The organism is Streptomyces hamibioticus, assembly GCF_047946815.1.
GTDB lineage: Bacteria > Actinomycetota > Actinomycetes > Streptomycetales > Streptomycetaceae > Streptomyces.
This window is the reverse complement of the sequence record NZ_JBKKQY010000001.1, coordinates 131,733-153,831: the sequence shown is the minus strand read 5'-3', so window position 1 is coordinate 153,831 and position 22,099 is coordinate 131,733. Positions and strand designations below refer to the sequence as shown.

The following is a 22,099-nucleotide window of genomic DNA, read 5'->3' as shown; positions in this document are numbered from 1 at the left end:
CGCGACATGGCTTGCTGAAACATTCCCCGTCGAACTTGCGGGGTTGCCTTCAGTTGACCCACCGTGAAGACTGTCGCCGAGTTCGGCCGGGGCGAGGGTGCTCGTTATGCGCAGGGCCCTTCTCTGTCGGCGGGGCTTCGTGCCGCGTGTGAGATATCGAACGTATGGTCCTCCCCCAAGGGCCCGGCATGCGTAAGGGCAAGGGCGAGTTACCGCGCGACGGCCGCGCGGCACGTTCACTGGAGATGTGTGATGTCCGCTTGGTGCGCACGACGAATACTGCCGTTCGTTCTGGGACGGGCGTGGGACCGGTATGGTCCGCGATGCATTCGCTGACGCGTGTCTGAACTCGGTGACGTACGGCGAGCAGTTGTTCCGGGCCGGGGCCGACCGGGGCGACATCGAGTTCCGAAGCCTTTGATGCGGCGTTGCGATGGCTCACCGCTCTGAGCCCTCGGCCGCTTCGCTTCTCGCGTAGATCTGCTGTCATCGGGCGTGGACCAGGTCGTATGGGAAACCCGTGACCGGACCTGGGTCTCACCGCCGACCGCCCCGCTTGTGGATGCGTTGTCCCCGCGTTCCGCACGAAGGAGAAACAGTGACCGGCAACCCACCGACACAGGAGCTCTTACCCTTCGAAAGACTCAGCGAACGGTGGCAGTCCTTACGCGCATCCGGGTCGTCCCATTACGACGAACGGCAGGGTGCGTGGCAGGTGATGGACTATCAGACGGTGGCCGCCATTCTCGCGGACCCTGGGACGTACTCCTCCGACTTCTCGTCCATCGCGCCCACGCAGGAGGACTTCGAACTCTTCCGGCAGGGCAATTTCGTCGGCATGGACCCCCCGGAGCACCGCAAGCTCCGAACGCTTGTGAGTCAGGCATTCACTCCCCGCGTGGTGAAGGGATTGGAGCCGCGTATCGAATCTGTGTGCGGTCGACTGCTGGATGATGTCGCCGACCGCGACCGGTTCGATCTGGTCGATGCGCTCGCCTACCCGTTGCCCATCATCGTCATCGCCGAACTGCTCGGTATACCCGACACCGACCACAAGCTCTTCCAGGAGTGGGCGGCCACCCTCTTCAGCGGTGACGGACTGGGCGAGGCGCCCGACATGGCCGACCTGGAACGCGCCCTGAATGCCATCGCCCCCACTGTGCGGCAGATGAACAGCTACGTCCTGGACCATATCCGGCATTGCCGAGCGCACCCCGGGGACGATCTGACCAGCAAGCTGGTGGCCGCCGAGGTGGACGGCGTCCGCCTGGAGGACCAGGAGATCGTCGGTTTCGTCGCCCTGCTGCTCGTCGCCGGGCACATCACCACCACGGCTCTGCTGGGCAACGCCGTCGTCACCTTCGACCGGCGCCCCGGCACCCTCCGCTCGCTGCGCGCCGACACAGGCCGGCTGCCGGACGCCATCGAGGAGGTGCTGCGCTGGCTCCCTCCCTTCGCGGAACTCGGTCGGCGCACCACGCGGCCCGTGGTGATCGATGGTCAGGAACTCCCCGCGGGCACGACGGTGGTGGCCCATCTGGGCGCCGCCAACCGCGATCCCGCCCGCTTCGAGGCGCCGGACGTCTTCGATCCGGGCCGCGATCCCAATCCCCACCTGACCTTCGGTCACGGCATCCACTTCTGCTTCGGCGCCCCGCTGGCGCGGGTGGAAGCGCGGATCGCACTGCGGATGCTGCTTGAACGTTTTTCCAGTCTGGGTGTCCCCGACTACGACGAGGTCACCTTCCAGAACCCGGCCGTCATCGTCGGCGTACGCCACCTGCCGGTCGAGGTCGCAAGGCCTTAACACGCACGGACGCACACCCGCACCGACGCACAGGGCCGCACCGCTCATCCCCATGGCCCTCGTGTCACGTACACGGAACGCAGTCACCGGGAGTCCCCTTCACATGCCGTACCCCATCGCCGCTTCAGTCGTCACCCCGCGACCGTCCCTCTTACGTCAAGCACTGCAGGACAGTCTCGACACCCTCGCGCGAACCCACCGCGTGCCCGGCGCCCAACTGGCCGTCGACACCGGGACGGAGGTGGTCAGCGTGCACACCGGCATGGCCGACGCCGTTCGGGGCACCGCGTTCACGGCCGACACGGCCGTACCGCTGGGCAGTGTCACCAAGACGTACACGGCCGCCACGGTCATGCTGCTGGTCGACGACGAGGACCTCGACCTGGACGAGGCCGTCGCCGACGTCCTGCCGGAGTTCCGAGACATACCCAAGGTGACCGTGCGTCACCTTCTCTCCCACACGGCCGGTCTGCCCACCGGTCCCGACTCGGTCACCGCGGCGGGCATGACGATGTCCCGCTATCTGTCGACGGTATGCACCGCCGAGGACGCGCTCTTCGCGCCCGGGACGGACTTCTCGTACTCCAACGCCGGTTACGTGGCGGCAGGACGGCTGATCGAGGCCGTGACCGGCATGACCTGGCAGGAAGCCGTCAGCGCCCTGCTCCTGGAACCGATGGGCACCCCACCCGCCTTCCTCGGCGAGAGCGACCCCGGCCGCCCGACCGCCACCGGACACGCCATGAACACGGCGACGGGCGCCATGCGGCCGGCCCGCCAGAACCTGGCACCCGTGGAGGCGCCGGCGCCCTGCTGGCGAGCGCCACCGATCTCGTCGCGCTGGGCCGGGCGTTGGCCGGCCGGTCCGCCGCCGTCCCGGCCGCCGTCGCCACGCTGATGCGGCGTGCGGAACAGGGCAGCGACGCCGGCCCCCTGGCGAACGCCTGGGGACTGGGAACCGCCCTCCACCGGCAGGACGACCGGTGGTGGTGCGGCCACGACGGGAACGCCCAGGGCACCTCCTGTCATCTGCGCGCGGAGCCGCGCAGCGGCGTCGTGGTCGCCTTCACCGGCAACTCCGGTGGTGCCACCGCCCTGTGGCGGGACCTGGCCGACCCCCTCACCCGGCTCACCGGTATGCGGGTGCCCACCGCTCCCGCGCGCCTCGACCGGGGCGGGCCCGTCGCCTTCCCCGAATGCGCCGGGATCTACCGCAACGGCACGACCGAATACCGGATCAGCCTCGACGCGGACGGCCTGCCCGTGCTGTCCATCGACGGTGATCTGGCGCTGCCCCTGATCTGCTACCCGGATCTGACCTGCGACCTGGTCGACCCGGCCACCGGCCGGCGTGAACCCGGCGGACGCTTCCACCGCGATCCCGTCGACGGCGGCGTCGACCGCGTGCAGATCTCCGGTCGCACGGCCCGCCGCGTCAGCACCGGCTGACCGGCCGTCCCGCGGCGCTTACCCGAGGCGCCCCGCCGTGTCCGGACAGCACCCCTCGCCGCACCGAAGAGCCGCCCCGCGCGGCTCCGGTGCGCCCTGAGCGGCTCCCCGCGCTCGCGCATCCGCATCGTCACCGTCTTACGAGGACTCCCATGCCGGACCTGCACAACTCGCCCGACCCGACGTCCCTCTCCACCCGGGCGGACGGCGTCACCGCCGCCACCGGCGGCTCGGACACCGCGGTGCCACGCCGGCCGCTCGGCGAACTGTTCGACGTGTGGGTGGGCCGGACGCCGGACGCGCCGGCGGTGACCGACGGCCGGCGGACGTGGTCCTACCGGGAACTGGCGGAGCGGACCGGGCGCCTGGCCGCCGGTCTCGTACGCCGCGGGGCCGGGCCGGAGCGGACGGTGGCACTAATCCTGCCGCGCTCGCTGGAGCTGATCGCCGCCGAGCTGGCCGTGGCCCGCACGGGCGCCGCATTCCTGCCCGTCGACCCCCAGTACCCGGCCGAGCGACGCGCGTTGATGCTGGCGGACGCGGCACCCGCCGTGGTCCTCGGCGACGTGGCCGCCGTACGCGCCGCCACGGAGGGCGCCGGGAACACTCCGAAGCCATCACCGAGGGTGGACGCCGACCAGGCCGCGTACGTCATCTACACCTCCGGCTCGACCGGAACGCCCAAGGGCGTGACCGTCACCCACCGGGGCATCGCCGCCTTCGCCGCGAGTGCCGCCGAGCGGTACGCCGTGGGCCCGGGCGACCGCGTGCTTCAGTTCTCCTCGCCCAGCTTCGACGCCTCCGTGCTGGAACTGTTCATCTCCGTCCTGTCCGGCGCCACCTTGGTCGTACCGCCCAACGGCCCCTGGCTGGGCGACGAACTGGCCGCCGTGGTGAACGAGCACCGCATCAGCCACGCGCTCATCCCGCCGGCCGCCCTGGCCACCCTGCCGGACCCGTCACAGATAGAGCCCGGCGGCCTGCGCACACTGATCGTGGGAGCCGAAGCGTGTCCGGCCGCACTCGTCGACCGCTGGGCGCCCGGCCGCCGGATGATCAACTCGTACGGTCCCACCGAGACGACCATCGTGGCCTCCTGGACCGGACCGCTGTCCGCAGGCAGCGGCACGCCGGGCATCGGCACCCCGCTGCCCGGCACCGAGACACATGTGCTGGACGCGGCCATGCGGCCGGTGCCGCACGGCACCGGCGGCGAACTGTACGTCGGCGGGGCGGGAGTGGCCCGCGGCTATCTCAACCGCCCCGGCCTCACCGCCGGACGCTTTGTCGCCAGCCCCTTCGGCCCGCCCGGAGCCCGGCTCTACCGCACCGGCGACCGGGCCCGCTGTAACGAGCACGGCGAACTGGAGTACCTGGTCCGGCTCGACCGCCAGGTGAAACTGCGCGGCTTCCGGATCGAGCCCGGCGAGATCGAGGTGGCGCTGCGAAGCCACGACGGAGTGCGGGACGCCGTGGCCGTGGTCCGGGAGGACGAACCCGGACGGCGTCGGCTCGTCGGCTACGTCACCCCCGCCGACCCCCGGGAAGCCCCGCACCCCGACCAGTTGCGAGAGGCCGTCGCCGCCGTCCTGCCGCCGCACATGGTGCCGTCCGCGGTGGTCGTCCTCGACGCCCTGCCGCTCACGCCCCAGCACAAGATCGACCTGCGCGCCCTGCCCGCGCCCGTCCACGCGACCGGTCCGGGACACGTGGCGCCGCGCACCCCGCAGGAACGGGTGCTTGCCGAGGTGTGGGCGGACGTTCTGGGCGTCGACGCCGTCGGCGCCGAGGACGACTTCTTCGACCTGGGCGGCGACTCCATCCTCGCCACCCGTGCCCTGGCCCGCATCCGCGAAGAACTGGGCGCCCGCCTGTCCGTCCGGGACGTGTTCACCGCGCGCACGGTCGCCGCCCTGGCCCGGCTGCTCGACACCCACTTCGTCGCGGCGGCCCCGGACCCGATCCCGGCCGTCCCGCGCGACCGGCCGCTGCCGCTCTCCAGCGCCCAGCACCGCCTGTGGTTCCTGGACGACCTCACCTCGGGCGGCGCCGAGTACAACACCGGCCTGGCGTTGCGGCTGCGCGGAGAGGTGGACACCGGGGCGCTGGGCCGTGCCCTGGACCGGCTGGCCGCCCGCCACGACTCCCTGCGCACGACCTTCGCCACCGAGGGCGGCCAGGGGGTGCAGCGGGTGCATCCGCACGCCGACCTGCCGCTGCGCACGGCCGACGTGACGCACCTGCCGGCCGCCCGGCGCGACGAGGCCGCCGACCGGCTGCTCACCGAGGAGCTGAAGCACCCCTTCGACCTGGCGGCCGGCCCGCTCACCAGGGCTCTGCTGGTCCGCCGCGGCACTGATGACCATGTGCTGCTGCTGGCCCAGCACCACATCGTCACCGACGGCTGGTCCGTGGGCATCCTGACCCGTGACCTGACGGCCCTGTACCGGGCCGAGGCCTCCGGCACGGAGGACGGGCTGCCCGCTCCCGGCGTGCAGTACCCGGACTTCGCCGTATGGGAGCGGCGGCAGCGCTCCGGGGACGGCGACGCGGAGCACCTCGCCTACTGGAAGCGGCACCTGTCCGGCATGCCGCAACTGGAACTGCCCACCGACCGGCCCCGGCCCGCGGTGCGCACCACGTCCGGCGCCGCGCACCGGCAGCACCTTCCGGCGGAGCTGGTCGCGCGGCTGAGACATCTGGCCGGGGGACGCGGTGCGACGGTCTTCACCCTGTTCGCCGGGGCGGCGGCGGTGCTGTTCTCCCGCTACTCCGGGCAGCGGGATGTCGCCTTCGGCACCGTCACCACCGGGCGGGGACGCCGCGAACTGGAGGACGTGGCCGGGTTCTTCGCGAACACCGTCGTACTGCGCGGTGACGTGGACGACTCCGCGACCGTCGACCGGTTCGTGGAGAGCATGCGGGCGACGGTACTGGACGCCTTCGCCCACGAATCGGTGCCGTTCGACCGGGTCGTGGAGGAGCTGGCCCCGCCCCGGGATCCCAGCCGCACCCCGCTGGTGCAGGTGCTGGTGGTGCAGCAGACGGCCCTGAGTGACCCGCCGCGGGCCGGCGGGGTGCGGATCGAGCACCACCCGCTGCCCCGCCCGGCCGCCCGCTTCGACCTGGTGCTGGAGTTCGCGCCGCACGCCGACGGCAGCTGCGAGCTCACGGTCGAGTACAACACCGGCCTGTTCGAAGCCGAAACGGTCGCGCGGATGAGCCGCCATCTGCACCGGCTGCTGGAGGGCATGGCGGACGGGCCGCACCACACGGTGGGCGAGCTGGCCCTGCTCTCGGACGACGAACGGCACACCGTGCTGGAGGCCTGGAACCCGCCGCCCGCGGACGCCCGCCGCGAGCCGGGCCGCACCCTGCCCGAGCTGTTCGAGGCACAGGTGGCGCGGACGCCCGACCGGACCGCCGTGGTGTGCGGCTCCCAACGCCTGGACTACGCCGAGGTCAACCGGCGCGCCAACCGGCTCGCCCGGCTGCTGACCGCGCGCGGGGCCGGGCCCGAGACGCTGGTGGCGCTGTGCCTGCCGCGGACGGCGGACCTGCTGCCGGTGCTGTGGGCCGTACTCAAAGCGGGCGCCGGCTACCTCCCGGTGGATCCCGGCTACCCGGTCGAGCGGGTCCGCCTCATGCTCGCCGACGCCGCCCCCGCCCTCGTCGTCGCCACAGGCGAAACGGCCGGTGCGCTGCCCGGCGACTGCGCCCCGCTGCTTCTGGAGGACTGCCTCGCCCAGGACGCCGTGGCCGACGGCGACCGCACCGAGGGTGACCGGGCCGACAGCGACCTCACCGACGCCGACCGGGTACGGTCTCTCGATCCGGGGCACCCTGCGTACGTCATCTACACCTCTGGCTCGACCGGACGGCCCAAGGGCGTCGTGGTCACCCACCGCAGTGTCGCGGCGCTCGCGGCGTGGGCCGAGGAGCGCTTCGGCGCCCGGCGGCTGGCCCATGTGGTGGCCTCCACCTCGCTCAACTTCGACGTGTCGGTGTTCGAGATGCTCTGCCCCCTGCTCGTGGGCGGCGGCATCGAGGTGGTCGCCGACCTGCCGGCCCTCGCCGACACCACCGAGCCCCGCCGGGTGGGACTGGTCAGCGGCGTGCCGTCGGTGATCTCCCGCATGCTCGCCGAGGGCGGTGCGACGGTGGCGGCGGACACGGTCGTCCTGGCCGGGGAGGCGCTTCCCGCGCAGACCGTGTACGACCTGAAGCAGGCCATGCCGGGCTGCGAGATCGCCAACATCTACGGCCCGACCGAGGCCACCGTCTACGCCACCGCGTGGTTCGCGAACGGCGCCGCACCGGACCAGGCCCCGCCGATCGGCAGGCCCGTGGCCCGCACCCGCGCCTACGTCCTGGACCACCTGCTGCGCCCCCAGCCGCCCGGCGTGACAGGAGAGCTGTACCTGGGCGGCGGGGGACTGGCACGCGGCTACCTGGGACGCCCGGGGCTGACCGCCTCCCGGTTCGTCGCCGACCCCTTCGGCGCGCCGGGTGACCGCATGTACCGCACCGGAGATCTGGTGCGGTGGAACACCGACGGCCAACTGGAGTACCTCGGCCGCACCGACCAGCAGGTCAAGGTGCGCGGATTCCGCATCGAACTGGGCGAGGTGGAGGAGGCGCTGCGCCGCGTCGGCGGCGTGGCGGAGGCGGCGGCCACCGTCCGCGAGAGCGACGGCTACCGTCGTCTCGTCGGCTACGTCGTTCCCGCCCCGAACGCGCGCGTCGAGCCGGACCAGGTACGCCGGGCCCTCGGCCGCACCCTGCCCGACTACATGGTGCCCACGGCCGTGGTGATCCTGGCCGGCCTTCCCCTCAACCCCAACGGCAAGATGGACCGGAGCCGCCTGCCGGACCCCGGCCCGGTGCGGAGCGGTACGCACCGCGTGGCCCCGCGCACCCCCACCGAACGCACCCTCGCTGCCATCTGGGCGGACATCCTGCGCGTGGACCGGGTCGGGGTGGACGACAACTTCTTCGCCCTGGGTGGCGACTCCATCCTCATCATCCAGGTGGTGGCCCAGGCCCGGCAGGCCGGCCTCACCGTCACCTCCCGGGACCTCTACCGCCACCAGACGATCGCTGCCCTCGCCCGCTGCGCCGACGCGGCCGGCGACCGACGCCCCGCCGCTGTCCCGGCCCCGGTGGCCGCCACCGGCCCCGCACCCCTCACACCCATCCAGCGCTGGCTGTTCGACAGCGCCGCAGAGCGCGCGGGCCGCTTCGCCCAGACCCTGTCCGTGCAACTCCCCGACGCCGTCGACCCGGTGGCGCTGGAGGACGCCCTCAACGACCTCGTCGCCCACCACGACGCGCTGCGCTCACGCTTCATCACCGAGAAGAGCCCTGACGGCACGAGCGCGGAACCGCGCACCGCATGGCACATCGAGGACCAGGTCCCGCCCCTTCGTCTGGCCCACCACGCCGGCTCCGACACCGACTCCCCGCACCACGGAGCCTTCGACCTGCGCCACGGACCGCTGCTGCGTGCCGTACTGCACGACCGCGGCCCCGGCCGGCCCCGCGTGCTGCACCTGGCCGTCCACCACCTGGTCGTCGACGGTGTCTCCTGGCGCGTGCTCCTGGAGGACCTCGACCGCGCCTACCGCGCCCGCCGGGAAGGTCGCGACGGACAGCAGGCGTTGCCCCCGAAGTCCTCCCCGCTGCGGCACTGGGCCGAGCTGTTGTCCGCTCACGCGGCCGACGGCGGCTTCGGTGACGAGGTCGCGTACTGGACCGATGCCACCGCCGGTGCCCGGACGGCGCTGCCCACCGACGGGCAGGGCGAGAAAGACGGCGAGCGAGCCAACACCTACGCCTCGGCGCGCTCGGTGACCGTCCGCCTCACCCCCGAGGACACCACGGCCCTGCTGCGCACCCTGCCGGACACCTACCGCACCCGGGTCAACGACGTGCTGCTGAGCGCGCTCGGCCGGGTGCTGTGCGCGTGGACCGGGCACGAGCGGGTCATCGTGGACGTCGAGGGCCACGGCCGCGAGGAACTCTTCGACGACGTGGACATCAGCCGTACGGTCGGCTGGTTCACCAGCCGTCACCCCGTCGCCCTCGCCGTCCCGGACGACGCGGACTGGGACGTCGTACTCAAGCAGGTCAAGGAGCAGCTGCGGGCGGTGCCCCGGCACGGCATCGGGCACGACGTCCTGCGGTACCTGGCCTGCCCGACCCCTCTGCCCGCGGCGCCGGAAGCGCAGGTCAGCTTCAACTACCTGGGCCGGTTCGGGCTCCCGGACACCCCCGGTGGCCTGTACGGGGAAACGTTCCGTCCGCTGGAACTGGACGCCGACCCCTCCGCCGTCCGCCCGCACCCTCTGGAGGTGGTGGGTCAACTGGACGGCGACGCATTGGAGTTCACCTGGTTCTACTCCGAGGACCTGCACACGAGGACGACCGTCTCCGACCTGGCCGCCCGCTTCGCCGACGCACTGGCCGGCATCGCACGCCACGCCGTCCGGCCCTGCGGCGGCGGACGCACCCCCTCGGACTTCCCGCTGGCCGGGCTCGACCAGGAGACCGTGGACCGGATCGTGGGGGAGGACCCCGGCGCGGTGGAGGACATCCACCCGCTCACCCCCACCCAGACCGGCATGCTGTTCCACCGGCTCTCGCAGGACGACCGGGGCGTCTACTTCCAGCAGCTCACCTTCGACCTGGACGGCGTGCCCGAACCGGTCGCGCTCGCGGCGGCCTGGCAGCGCGTCACGGACCACACACCCGTGCTGCGCGGTCGCGTCGTCTGGCAGGACGTGCCCGAGCCGCTGCTGGTGGTGCAGCGTCACGCCGCCGTGCCCGTCACGCACCTGGACTGGCGTGACCTGGCCGAGGAGGAACGCGAGAGGCGGCTGCGGCAGCTGCTGGACCGGGACCGCGAGCAGGGCATCGACCTGACCCGGGCCCCGCTCCAGCGGCTGGTGCTCGTCAGGATCTCCGACGGCGGCGTACGCGTCGTCTGGTCCTTCCACCACCTGCTCCTGGACGGCTGGAGCCTGTTCCAGGTGCTCTCCGACGTCTTTGCCGGGTACGCCACGGCAGGGCGGGAGCCGTTGCCGCACCGGCGCCCGTTCCGGGACTACGTGGCCTGGCTGCGCGGCCGTGACGGGGCGGAGGCCGACCGGCACTGGCGCCGCCGCCTCGCCCGTCTGGCCGAGGCCACCCCACTGCCCTACGACCACGAGCCGCGCGAGAGCCACCGCGCCGAGTCCACAGCGGCCGTCCGCGGCACCGTGGACGCGGCCACCACCCGGGATCTGGCCGAGCTGGCCAGGACAGCCGGGCTGACCCTCAACACCCTCGTGCAGGGAGCGTGGGCGCTGCTGTTGAGCCGTCAGGCCCGCAGAGCCGAGGTGGTGTTCGGCACGACCGTCTCCGGGCGGCCGCCCGAGCTGCCGGGTGCCGACACCATGACCGGCCTGTTCATCACCACCCTGCCCACCCGGGTTACGGTGCCGCACGACAGGCCCCTCCTGGACTGGCTGCGCGAGCTCCAGCAGGAGCAGAGCGAGGACCGCCGCTTCGATCACGTACCGCTCACCCGGATGAAGGGGCTCACCGAACTCCCTGAGCGCGCGGCCCTGTTCGACAGTATCGTCGTCTTCGAGAACTACCCGGTCGACGACGACCTGGCCGCCGCTCACGGACTGCGGCTGACCGGGCTGGACGGCATCGAGACCACCAACTACCCGCTGAGCCTCGTGGCCTATCCGGGCACGGAACTGGCACTGCGGCTGGGTTACGACCCGCAGCTGTTCGACGCCGGCACCGTCGAGCGCATGGTCGAGTACCTCACCGCCCTGCTGACGGGCATGGCAGCGACCCCCGAAGTCGCGCCCGCCCGGCTGCCGTTGCTCACCGCCGCCCGCCGCCGCCAGGTCGTCGAGGAGTGGAACGACACCGCCGCCGGCACACCCGAGGCAACGGTGGCGGAACTCTTCGCCGCGCAGGTGCGGCGCACCCCGGACGCGGTGGCCCTGGAAACGGAGACGGAACGGCTCACCTACCGTGCACTCGACACGCGGGCTGCGCTCTTGGCAGGCCGGCTGGCCGCGCTCGGTGTGACGCCCGAGGTTCCGGTGGGCGTGCTGACGGGGCGTTCGGCCGATCTCGTCGTCGTACAGCTCGCCCTGGCCCGCACCGGTGGTGTGTACGTCCCGCTGGACGGCAGGGCGCCGTACGAGCGGCTGCGCCGGATGCTCGCCGAGGCGGACGCGCGGTTGCTGCTGACCGACGCCGAGTGGCAGCGGACGGCGGGGGAGGCGCTGCCCGACGGCACGGTCCTGCGCGTGGACGAGCTCCTTGCGGGTGCACCCCCGCGAGCGGAGGGCGACGTCGGGGGCGCAGTCCCGGGAGTCCACCCCGACAACGTCCAGTACCTGATGTTCACGTCCGGCTCCACCGGCACTCCCAAAGGCGTCGCGGTACGCCAGCGGGATGTTGCCGCGCTCGCCCTCGACCGCGCCTTCGCCGGGCACGACCGGGTCCTCGTGCACTCCCCGCACGCCTTCGACGCCGCCACCTACGAGGTGTGGGTGCCGCTGCTGCGGGGCGGGACGGCCGTGCTGGCCCCGCCGGCCGACGTGGACGCCGCCGTCGTCCGCCGCGCGATCACCGAGCAGGGCGTGCGCTGCCTGTGGCTGACCGCGGGCCTGTTCCGGCTCCTCGCCCAGGAGGACCCCACCTGCCTGCACGGGGCCCGTGAGGTGTGGACCGGCGGCGAGGCCGTACCGGGCGCGGTGGTGGGCCGGGTGCTCGACGCCTGTCCCGGCCTCACCGTCGTCGACGGCTACGGACCCACCGAGACCACCACCTTCGCCACCCGGCGGGCCTTCCGCGCCGGTGACCCGCTCCCCGCGGTGCTGCCCATCGGACGCCCGCTCGACAACACCCGCGTGTACGTGCTGGACGACGCCCTGGAGCCGCAGCCACCCGGTGTGCCGGGGGAGTTGTACGTCGCGGGCGCCGGAGTGGCCCGGGGGTACGCCGGGCGGCCCGGCGCGACCGCGGCACGCTACCTGGCCGACCCGTTCGGGCCGCCCGGCGGGCGGATGTACCGCACCGGCGACATCGTGCGGTGGAGCGCCGACGGTGAACTGCACTTCGTGGGACGCGCGGACGACCAGGTCAAGATCCGCGGCTTCCGGGTCGAGCCGACCGAGGTGGAGGCCCGGCTGACCGCCCACCCGGCCGTGGCCGAGGCGGTGGTCTCGGTGTACGAGCACGCCGGCCGCAAGCGGCTGGCCGCCCATCTCGTGTCCGCCCCCTCCGCCGCCGTGCCGCCCGCGAGTGAGCTGCGCGCGCACCTCGTCGCCGAACTGCCCGACTACATGGTGCCGGCCGCCTTCGTCACGGTGGCCGCACTGCCGCTGACCGCCAACGGCAAGGTCGACCGGCGCCGGTTGCCCGCGCCCGACTGGACGGCGGCCGGCGACGCCGAGTACCGCGCGCCGCGCACCGAGGCCGAGCGGATTCTCGCCGGGATCTGGGCGGAGCTGCTGGGCGCGGAACGGGTCGGCGCCGACGACAACTTCTTCATGCTGGGCGGCGACTCGATCCTCAGCATCCAGGTCGTCTCCCGGGCCCGCGCCGCCGGGCTCGCGCTCACCCCGCGGGACCTGTTCCGGCATCCGACGGTCGCCGCTCTGGCCGCCGCGGCGGACACCGGTACCACCGTGCCCGTCGCGGGCACCGGCCCGGTGGACGGCGAGGTCCCGCTCACCCCGATCCAGCACTGGTTCCTCGATCCCGGGCCGCGGCGGCCGGAGTTCTTCAACCAGTCCGTCGTGGTGGAGACGCCCGACGACGTCGACCCGGCCGCCCTGCGCCGTGCCCTGACGGCCGTGTACGCCCATCACGACGCCCTGCGCTGTCGTTTCGTCCGGTCCGTCGACGGCTCCTGGCGCCAGGAGTGCCCCGCGGCCGACGAGGAGTTCCCGGAGCTGCTGGAGGTCTGCGACCTGGGCGGACTCCCGGAGGAAGCGGCCGAGGAGGCCGAGGCCCGCATCACGGCCGAGGCGCACGCCGCCTTCCGGCTGGCGAGCGGGCCGCTCGTCACCGCCCGCCTTTTCACGGGAACCGGCACCGGTGACGGCACCGCACGTGGCGCCCGCCTGCTGCTCGTCGTGCATCACCTGGTCGTCGACGGCGTCTCCTGGCGCATCCTGCTGGAGGACCTGGAGACCGCCTACGGGCAGGCCCGTGCCGGGGAGCCGGTACGCCTGCCGGACCGGACGACCTCCGTCCAGGAGTGGGCGCGGCGCCTGCACGCGTACACCGCGTCCGGCGGATTCGCCGCGCAGCGCGAGCACTGGGAGACGGTGGCCCGGCACTGCGCCGCGCCCCTGCCGGTGGACGGCTCCGGCGGCAACTCCATGGCCGACGTGGACGTGGTGACCGTGCGCCTGGACCGGCGGCACACCGACGACCTGCTGCGGAAGGTGCCCGGCGTCTACCGTACTCGCGTCGACGACGTCCTGCTGACCGCCCTCGGCCGGGTGCTCTCGGGGTGGACCGGCCGGCGGACCGTCCCCGTCGGCCTGGAGGGGCACGGCCGCGAGGACCAGCTCTTCGACGACGTCGACCTGTCCCGGACGGTCGGCTGGTTCACCACCCTGTTCCCCGTCGCCCTCGACATCCCGGCCGGCGACTGGGGCACCGCCCTGAAGTCCGTCAAGGAGCAGCTGCGCGCCGTCCCCGGGCGAGGCCTGGGCCACGGTGCCCTCCACCGGCTCGCCCGCGACCAGCGGCCGGCCGACGCGCCGATGCCGGGCGTCAGCTTCAACTACCTGGGCCGGTTCGACTGGTCCGCCCGGGGCGGCGCGCTGGTGCACTCCGTGCCGGACGGGCTGGACGGCGCCGAGGCGCCCGAGTCGGTGCGCCCGCACCTGCTGGACGTGGTGGCCCGCGTCGAGGACGGCGAGCTGGAGGTCACCTGGCACTACAGCCGGCACCTGCACCGGGAGGACACTGTCGTCGGCCTTGCTGCCGGGATGCTGCGGGCGCTGGAGGAAGTCGTCGCCCACTGCGCCGCTCCCGGGGCCGGAGGCCGTACGCCGTCGGACTTCCCGCTGGTCCGGATCGACCAGACTGCCGTGGACCGCGTCGTGGGCGACGGCCGCGGCGTCGAGGACCTGTACCCGCTGACGCCGATGCAGGCGGGCATGCTGTTCCACAGCCTGATGGACCCGGACAGCCGCACCTACGTCAACCAGGTCCAGCTGGTGCTGGACGGCGTCACCGATCCGCACGCCCTCGCCGAGGCGTGGCAGCGGACCGTGGACGCCAACGCGATGCTGCGCATCCGCCCGGTGTGGCAGGAGACCACCGAACCCCTCCAGGCCGTGCGGCGGCAGGCGAGGGTGCCCGTCACCCACCACGACTGGACCGGCTGGTCCGCGGCGCGGTGCGAGGCCGAACTCGCCCGGCTCGTCGACGAGGACCGGCAGGACGGACTCGACCTGGAGACGGCCCCGTTGATGCGTCTGACGCTGATCCGGCTCTCGCCCGAGCGGGTGCGGATGCTGTGGACGTTCCATCACCTGCTGCTCGACGGGTGGAGCGCGGCCCAGGTCTTCGACGAGGTGTGCGAGCGGTACGCGGCGCTCACCGCAGGGCGCCGCCCGCAGGTGCCCGCCCGTGCCCCCTTCAGCGACTACCTGGGCTGGCTGGCCGGGCAGGACACCGAGCGGGCGGAACGGTACTGGCGTCAGGCGCTGGCCGGCTTCCCGCTGGCCACCGAACTGCCGCGCGACCGGCGGCCCGCGGAGGCGCACCGCACCTCGTCCTCGGGGTCGGTGCGGGTGACGCTCGACGCCGGGGCGTCGGCACGGCTGCGCCGGACCGCGCAGGAGGCCGGTCTGACCCTCAACACCGTGCTCCAGGGTGCCTGGGCGCTGCTGCTGTCCCGCTACGGCGGCGGAGACGACGTGGTGTTCGGTACCACCGTCTCCGGCCGTCCGGCCGACCTGCCGGGCGTCACCTCCATGGTCGGCGTGTTCATCAACACCCTGCCCACCCGGGCGCGCATCGACGGAGGGCGCCGGCTGCTGGAGTGGCTGGGCGACCTCCAGGCCGCCCAGTCGGAGTCCCGGCGCCACGACTTCGTCTCCCTCGCCCAGCTCCAGACCTGGAGTGAGGTACCGGGCGGCACGTCCCTGTTCGACAGCATCGTGGTCTTCGAGAACTATCCGTTCGACGCGGACGCCCTGGCACGGCACGGCCTGGCCATGGAGCAGGAACGCGACGTGGAGCCGACCAACTACCCGCTCAGCGTGGTGGTCGCGCCCGGCGACACCCTGACGGTCACCCTCGACTACGACCCCGCCGCCTTCGACCCGGCCACGGTCGACGGCATCGGCGCGAGTCTGCGCACGCTGCTGACGGAGATGGCCACCGGTCCGGACCGCACCCTGGCCGAACTGCCGCTGATGTCCGGTGACGAGGGCCGTCGGCTGCTGGAACGCTTCGGCGGCCCGGTGGCCGAGGCGCCGCGGCGGACCCTGGCCGCTGCGTTCCGGGCGCAGGCCGCACGGACCCCCGACGCCCTCGCCGTGCTCGGAGACCGGGAACAGCTCACCTACCGGCAGCTCGACGAGCGCGCCAACCGGCTGGCCAGGATGCTGATCGAGGCCGGTGCCGGGCCCGAACGGTTCGTCGCGCTCGCCCTGCCCCGCACCCCGGACCTGGTCGTGGCGCTGCTGGCGGTCCTCAAGAGCGGTGCCGCCTACCTGCCCGTGGACCCGGGCTACCCGGCCGAGCGCATCGCCTTTCTCTTCGACGACGTACGGCCGGAGGCGGTCGTCACCTGCGCGGAGACGGGCGACCGGCTGCCGGACGGGCCGTTCACGCGGATCGCCCTCGACGACCCCGCCGCAGCCGCGAGGCTGGCCGACCTGTCCGGTGACGACATCACCGACGACGAGCGGCACACAGCGCTGCTGCCCCAGCATCCCGCCTACGTCATCCACACCTCCGGTTCGACCGGGCGGCCCAAGGGGGTCGTCGTCGCGCAGGCGTCGGTGCTGGCGCTGACCGACTGGGCCGCCGACGAGTTCGGCGGCCGGGGCCTGGAGCACGTGGTGGCCTCCACCTCGCTCAACTTCGACGTGTCGGTGTTCGAGATCTTCTCGCCGCTGCTGGCGGGCGGCCGCGTCGAGATCGTCCGTGACCTGCTGGCCCTCGCCGAGCGCGCGGGACCGTGGCGGGCGGGACTGCTCAGCGCGGTGCCCTCCGCGCTGGGTCGGCTGCTGGCGGAGGACACCGTCCGTGTCGGCGCCGACACGGTGGTGCTGGCCGGTGAGGCGCTGCCCGTGCGGACCGTGCACCAGGTGCGCTCGGCGGTGCCCGGCTGCCGGGTGATGAACATCTACGGCCCCACCGAGGCCACCGTCTACGCCACCGCCTTCACCTGCGACCCGGCCGAACCCGACCGCGTCCCGCCCATCGGCAGGCCCGTCGGCGGAGCCCGTGCCTATGTGCTGGACTCCCGGCTGCGGCCGGTGCCCGCCGGCGCCCCCGGTGAGCTGTACCTGGCCGGCACCGGTGTGGCCCGCGGTTACCTGAACCGGCCGGGACTGACCGCGTCCCGCTTCCCCGCCGATCCGTTCGGCCCGCCCGGCAGCCGCATGTACCGCACCGGGGATCTCGTGAGGTGGTCGGCCGACGGCGACCTGCTGTACCTCGGCCGTTCCGACGACCAGGTGAAGGTCCGCGGTTTCCGCATCGAACTCGGCGAGGTCGAGGCCGCGCTGACCCGGCATCCCCGAGTGTCCGCGGCGGCCGCCCGTGTGGTCGAACACGACGGCCACAAGCGCCTCGTGGCGTACGCGGTCCCCGACGGCCCTGCGCTCCCCGACTCCGCCGACCTGCGCGCGTTCCTCGCGCGTACCCTCCCCGGTCACCTGGTCCCCGCCCTCGTCGTGCCGCTGGAGCGGCTGCCGCTCGGGGCCACCGGCAAGCTGGACCGGCGCGCGCTGCCCGACCCCGTGTGGTCGGCGCCGCGCGGGAACGATGACCGCCCGCCACGCACCGAGGCCGAGCGGGCGCTCGCCGCGATCTGGTCCGAGGTGCTGGGCGTGCCCGAAGTGGGCGCGCAGGACAACTACTTCGCGCTCGGCGGCGATTCCATCCTCGGTATCCAGATCGTCTCCGCCGCCCGTCGGGCCGGCCTCGCCCTGACCCCCCGGCACCTGTTCCAGCACCAGACCGTCGCCGAACTGGCAGCGGCCGCCCAGGACGTGACGGTCCGGCGGACGGTGGCGGAACAGGGTCCGGCCGTCGGGGACGTGCCGCTCACGCCCGTCCAGCACTGGCTGTTCGACACGCTCACCGGTGACCCCGCCCAGCTGACCCAGACGGTCTCCTTCCACCTGGCCGCCGACACCGACGAGGCACTGCTGCGGGCCGCCCTGGCCGTCGTACTGGAGCACCACGACGCGCTGCACCTGCGGTTCGAGCGGGCCGGCGACGGACGGTGGCGACAGCACGGCACCGCACCCGGGGAGGCGCCGGGGCTGGAGGTGCACGACCTGCCCCACGGCGCCGACGACTCCGCCGTGCGCGACCTGGCCGACCGCCTGTGCGCCGGGTTCGACCTCGCCGGTGGCCCGCTGCTCAGGGCCGCGCTGTGCCGGACCGGTGACGACCGGCGGCCGGTGCTGCTGCTGGCCGCCCACCACTTGGTCGTGGACGCGGTGTCCTGGCGGATCCTCCTGGAGGACCTGGAGACCGCCTACCGGGCGCTGCGCGACGGCGAGCGGGCGGACCTCGGGGCGAAGACCACCTCCTTCCGGGCGTGGTCGCAGCGCCTGACCGCCCACACGGCGTCCAGCGGCTTCGACGACGAACTCGCCCACTGGCAGGCCCTGTCCGCCGACATCACGCCCTTGCCGACCGACCTGAGCGGAGCCAACACCGCCGCCTGCGAGGAGAGGGTGACGGTGAGCCTGGACAGCGAGGAGACCCGGCGGCTGCTCCGGGACGTGCCGGACGTCTACCGCACGCGCGTCAACGACGTCCTGCTGTGCGCCCTGGGCCGGGTCCTGACCCGCTGGACCGGCCGGGATCGGGTCGCGGTCGCGCTGGAGGGCCACGGCAGGGAGGACCTGTTCGACGACGTCGACCTCGCCCGGACCGTCGGCTGGTTCACCACCATGTTCCCCGTCGTGCTGGACGTGCCCGTGAACGCGGGCACCGGGACGGCGCTGAAGTCCGTCAAGGAGAACCTGCGGGCCGTGCCGAGGGGCGGACTGGGGTACGGCGCCCTGCGCCACCTGCACCCCGACCGCGACCGGCTCGGCCTGCCGGAACTGCCGCAGGTCGGCTTCAACTACCTGGGCCGGCAGGACTGGAACGCCACCGCGGGCGGCATGCTGCACACGCCGTACGCCGGACTGGCCGGCGGCATCGACCCCGCGGCGGACCGGCCGCACCTCCTCGACGTCCTCGGACGGGTCGTCGGCAAGCGGCTGGAGTTCACCTGGTCCTACTCGCGCGAGGTGCACCGGCGGGACACGGTGACCCGGCTGGCCGCCGAACTGGCCGACGAACTGCGGCACATCGTGCGGCACTGCGCCGAGCCCGGCGCCGGGGGCCGTACGCCCTCGGACTTCCCGCTGGCACCGCTGGACCAGACGGCGGTGGACCGGCTGGCGGGCACCGGCCGCGACATCGTCGACCTCTACCCGCTCACACCCACCCAGAGCGGCATGGTCGTGCACGGGCTGGACGCACCCGGGCAGGGCATGTACGTCGAGCAGATCACGTTCGTCGTGGACGGGATCCGCGACCCGCGCCTGCTCGCCGCCGCCTTTCAGCACGTGGTCGACCGCACGCCCGTCCTGCGCACCACCGTGGTGCTCAGCGGCGCGCCCGTCCCGCTGCAGGCCGTGCACCGCACCGCGGCCCTGCCGGTCACCGAGCACGACTGGTCCGCCCTGACCCCGGCCGAACGCGACACGGCACTGGAGCGGCTGCTCGCCGAGGACAAGGCCCGCGGCCTGGCGCTGGACCGCGCTCCGCTGCTGCGCCTGGCCCTGATCCGGCTCGGCCCGGACCAGGTGCGGGTGGTGTGGACCTTCCACCACGTCCTGCTGGACGGCTGGAGCGTCTTCCACGTGCTGGCGGACGCGATGACCGCTCAGGCGGCGCTCGCCCGGGGCGAGGAACCCCGGTTGCCGGACCGCCGCCCGTTCGCCGACTACGCCGCCTGGCTCGCCACCCGGGACACCGCGCCGGCCGAGGAGCACTGGCGGAGCGTCCTCGCCGGCCTGACCGCGCCCACGCCGCTGCCCTACGACCGCAGGCCCGCCCAGAGCTCCGCGGCCCGCTCCGACACCTGGCTGTCCCAGTGGCTGGGCACGGAGGAGACCAAGCGGCTGGAGGACTTCGCCCGCCGCAACCGCCTGACCCTCAACACCGTCGCCCAGGGCGCCTGGGCGTTGCTGCTGTCGCGCTGGAGCGGGGAGCGGGAGGTGTGCTTCGGCACCACCGTCTCCGGGCGGCCCGCCGACCTGCCCGGCGCCGAGACCATCACCGGCCTGTTCATCACCACCCTGCCCGCTCGGGTCACCGTGGACGGCGGCGCGTCCTGTGACGCCTGGCTGCGGGACACGCAGGCGGCGCGGGCCGAGGACCGCCGCTTCGACCACGTGCCCCTGACCGACCTCCAGTCCTGGAGCGGCCTGCCCGCCGGGACACCGATGTTCGACAGCCTGCTGGTCTTCGAGAACTACCCGGTCGCCGACGCGACAGCCGGCACCCACGGCGTCCACGTACGCGACCTCGACGCCCGGGAGGCCACCAACTACCCGCTCACCGTGGTGGTCTCGCCAGGCGAACGGCTCGGCGTCGAACTCGGCTACGATCCGCGCCACTTCGACGCGACCACCGCGCGCTCCCTGGCCGCGCAGCTCCTGCACACCCTGGGCGAACTGGCGGCCTCCCAGGACACCGACCCCCTGGACGCGCTCGACATCCTGCCGCCGGAGGAACGGGCACGGCTGCTGCGCGGACCCGCCCGCCCCCCGCTCGCACCGGTGCCCCCAGCGACCCTGCCCGCCCTGATCGAGGCATCCGTGGACCGCCGGCCGACCGCCGCCGCGCTGAGCGCGCCCGGCCTGTCGCTGACCTTCGCCGAGACCGAGACGCGGGCCAACCGCCTGGCGCACCGGCTCATCGCGCGCGGCGCGGGCCCCGGCACCCTCGTCGCCCTGGTCCTGCCCCGCTCGGCGGACATGGTCCTCGCTCAGCTGGCGGTGGCCAAGTCCGGCGCCGCGTTCCTGCCGGTGGATCCCGGCTACCCGCAGGAGCGGGTCTCCCTGATGCTGCGGGACGCGCAGCCCGCCGTCACCCTCGATGCCGCCGAGGTGGCCGCCCTGCTCGCGGCACCACCTGACGGCACCCCCGGCCACCGGCCCACCGACGCCGACCGGCTTCGCCCGCTGGACCTGGACGACCCGGCCTACGTCATCTACACCTCCGGCTCCACCGGCGTCCCCAAGGGCGTGGTGGTCACCCACCGGGGCCTGGCGGGCTTCGCCGCCGCCGAGGCCGCGCACTACCGAGTGGCGCCCGGCGACCGGGTGCTGGCGTTCGCGACGCCCAGCTTCGACGCCTCGGTGCTGGAGCTGTGCATGTCCCTGCCGCAGGGCGCCCGTCTGGTCGTCCCCCGGCCCGGCCCGCTGCTCGGCGCCGAACTCGCCGACGTGCTGCGCGAGGAGCGCATCACCCACACCCTGCTGCCGCCGGCCGCGCTCGCCACCCTGCCGCCGGAGGCCCCCGGCGCCCTGCCCGACCTGAAGACCCTGATCGTCGGCGCCGATGCGTGCGGCGCCGACCTGGTCGCCCGCTGGGCCCCGCACCACCGCCTGGTCAACTCCTACGGGCCGACCGAGGCCACCGTCGTCGCGACCTGGTCCGATCCGCTGGAGGCGGACGGCGGCGCCCCGCCCATCGGCCGTCCCCTGCCCGCCACCGGCGCCTACGTCCTGGACGTCCGTCTGCGGCCGGTCCCCGACGGCGTGGCGGGCGAACTGTGGCTGAGCGGACCGGCGCTGGCCCGCGGCTACCTGGGCCGCCCGGGTCTCACCGCGACCCGGTTCACCGCCGACCCGTTCGGCCCGCCCGGCACCCGCATGTACCGCACCGGCGACCTCGTACGACGCGACGCCCGCGGCGAACTGCATTACCTGGGCCGCACCGACCACCAGCTCAAGCTGCGCGGCCACCGCATCGAGGCGGGCGAGGTCGAGGCCACGCTCGTGCGGCACCCGGCCGTGCTGGACGCCGTGGTGAGCGTACGGGAGGACGAACCGGGGCTGCCGCGCCTGGTCGCCCACCTGCTGCGCGCGCCCGCAGCCGAGGCGCCCGCCGCCGCCGAACTGCGGTCGCTGGCCGCGGCCACCCTGCCCGGCCCCATGGTGCCCACGGCGTACGTGGTGCTGGAGCGCTTCCCGCTCACCGAGAACGGCAAGACCGACCGGGCCGCCCTGCCCGCGCCCGCACCGGACGTGCCGGGCACCGCGGAACACATCGCTCCGCGCACTCCCACCGAGGAGGTGCTGGCCGCTTTCTGGGAGGAGGCCCTGCACACGCCCGTCGGCGCGGAGGACGACTACTTCGACCTGGGCGGTGACTCCCTGCGGGCCCTGCTCATCGCCTCCCGGGCCAACGACGCCTTCGGCGTGGCCCTCACGCCCCGCGACGTCCTGGTCCACCGCACGGTCGCCGCCCTGGCGGACCTGGTGGAGGAACAGGTGCTCAGCGAACTCGAAGACGCCGCACGCGGCGACAGCGACCACGACGAACGGTGAGGAC

2 protein-coding genes and 1 pseudogene are annotated in these 22,099 nt (G+C 73.7%); all 3 read left to right on the top strand.

What is annotated here, in order from left to right; translation table 11 throughout:
* The first annotated feature begins 718 nt into the window (after positions 1 to 718).
* The 3 genes and pseudogenes from ACLGIH_RS00580 to ACLGIH_RS00570 all read left to right on the top strand — a co-directional run bounded on the left by ACLGIH_RS00580 (position 719) and on the right by ACLGIH_RS00570 (position 22,095).
* Entirely contained in the window at positions 719 to 1,807 is a 1,089-nt protein-coding gene (locus ACLGIH_RS00580; RefSeq protein WP_416523222.1) for a cytochrome P450, read from the top strand.
* Positions 1,808 to 1,859: 52 nt separating this feature from the next.
* A pseudogene (locus tag ACLGIH_RS00575) lies at positions 1,860 to 3,256 on the top strand (serine hydrolase domain-containing protein).
* A 152-nt stretch (positions 3,257 to 3,408) separates the two neighbouring features.
* A complete protein-coding gene (locus ACLGIH_RS00570) occupies positions 3,409 to 22,095 on the top strand; it encodes a non-ribosomal peptide synthetase (RefSeq protein WP_416523221.1) in 18,687 nt (6,228 codons plus the stop codon).
* Positions 22,096 to 22,099: the final 4 nt, after the last annotated feature.

Coding starts and splice junctions, on each gene's coding strand:
- ACLGIH_RS00580 (WP_416523222.1), top strand. CDS start 719: ATGGACTATCAGACGGTGGCCGCCATTCTCGCGGACCCTGGGACGTAC.
- ACLGIH_RS00570 (WP_416523221.1), top strand. CDS start 3,409: ATGCCGGACCTGCACAACTCGCCCGACCCGACGTCCCTCTCCACCCGG.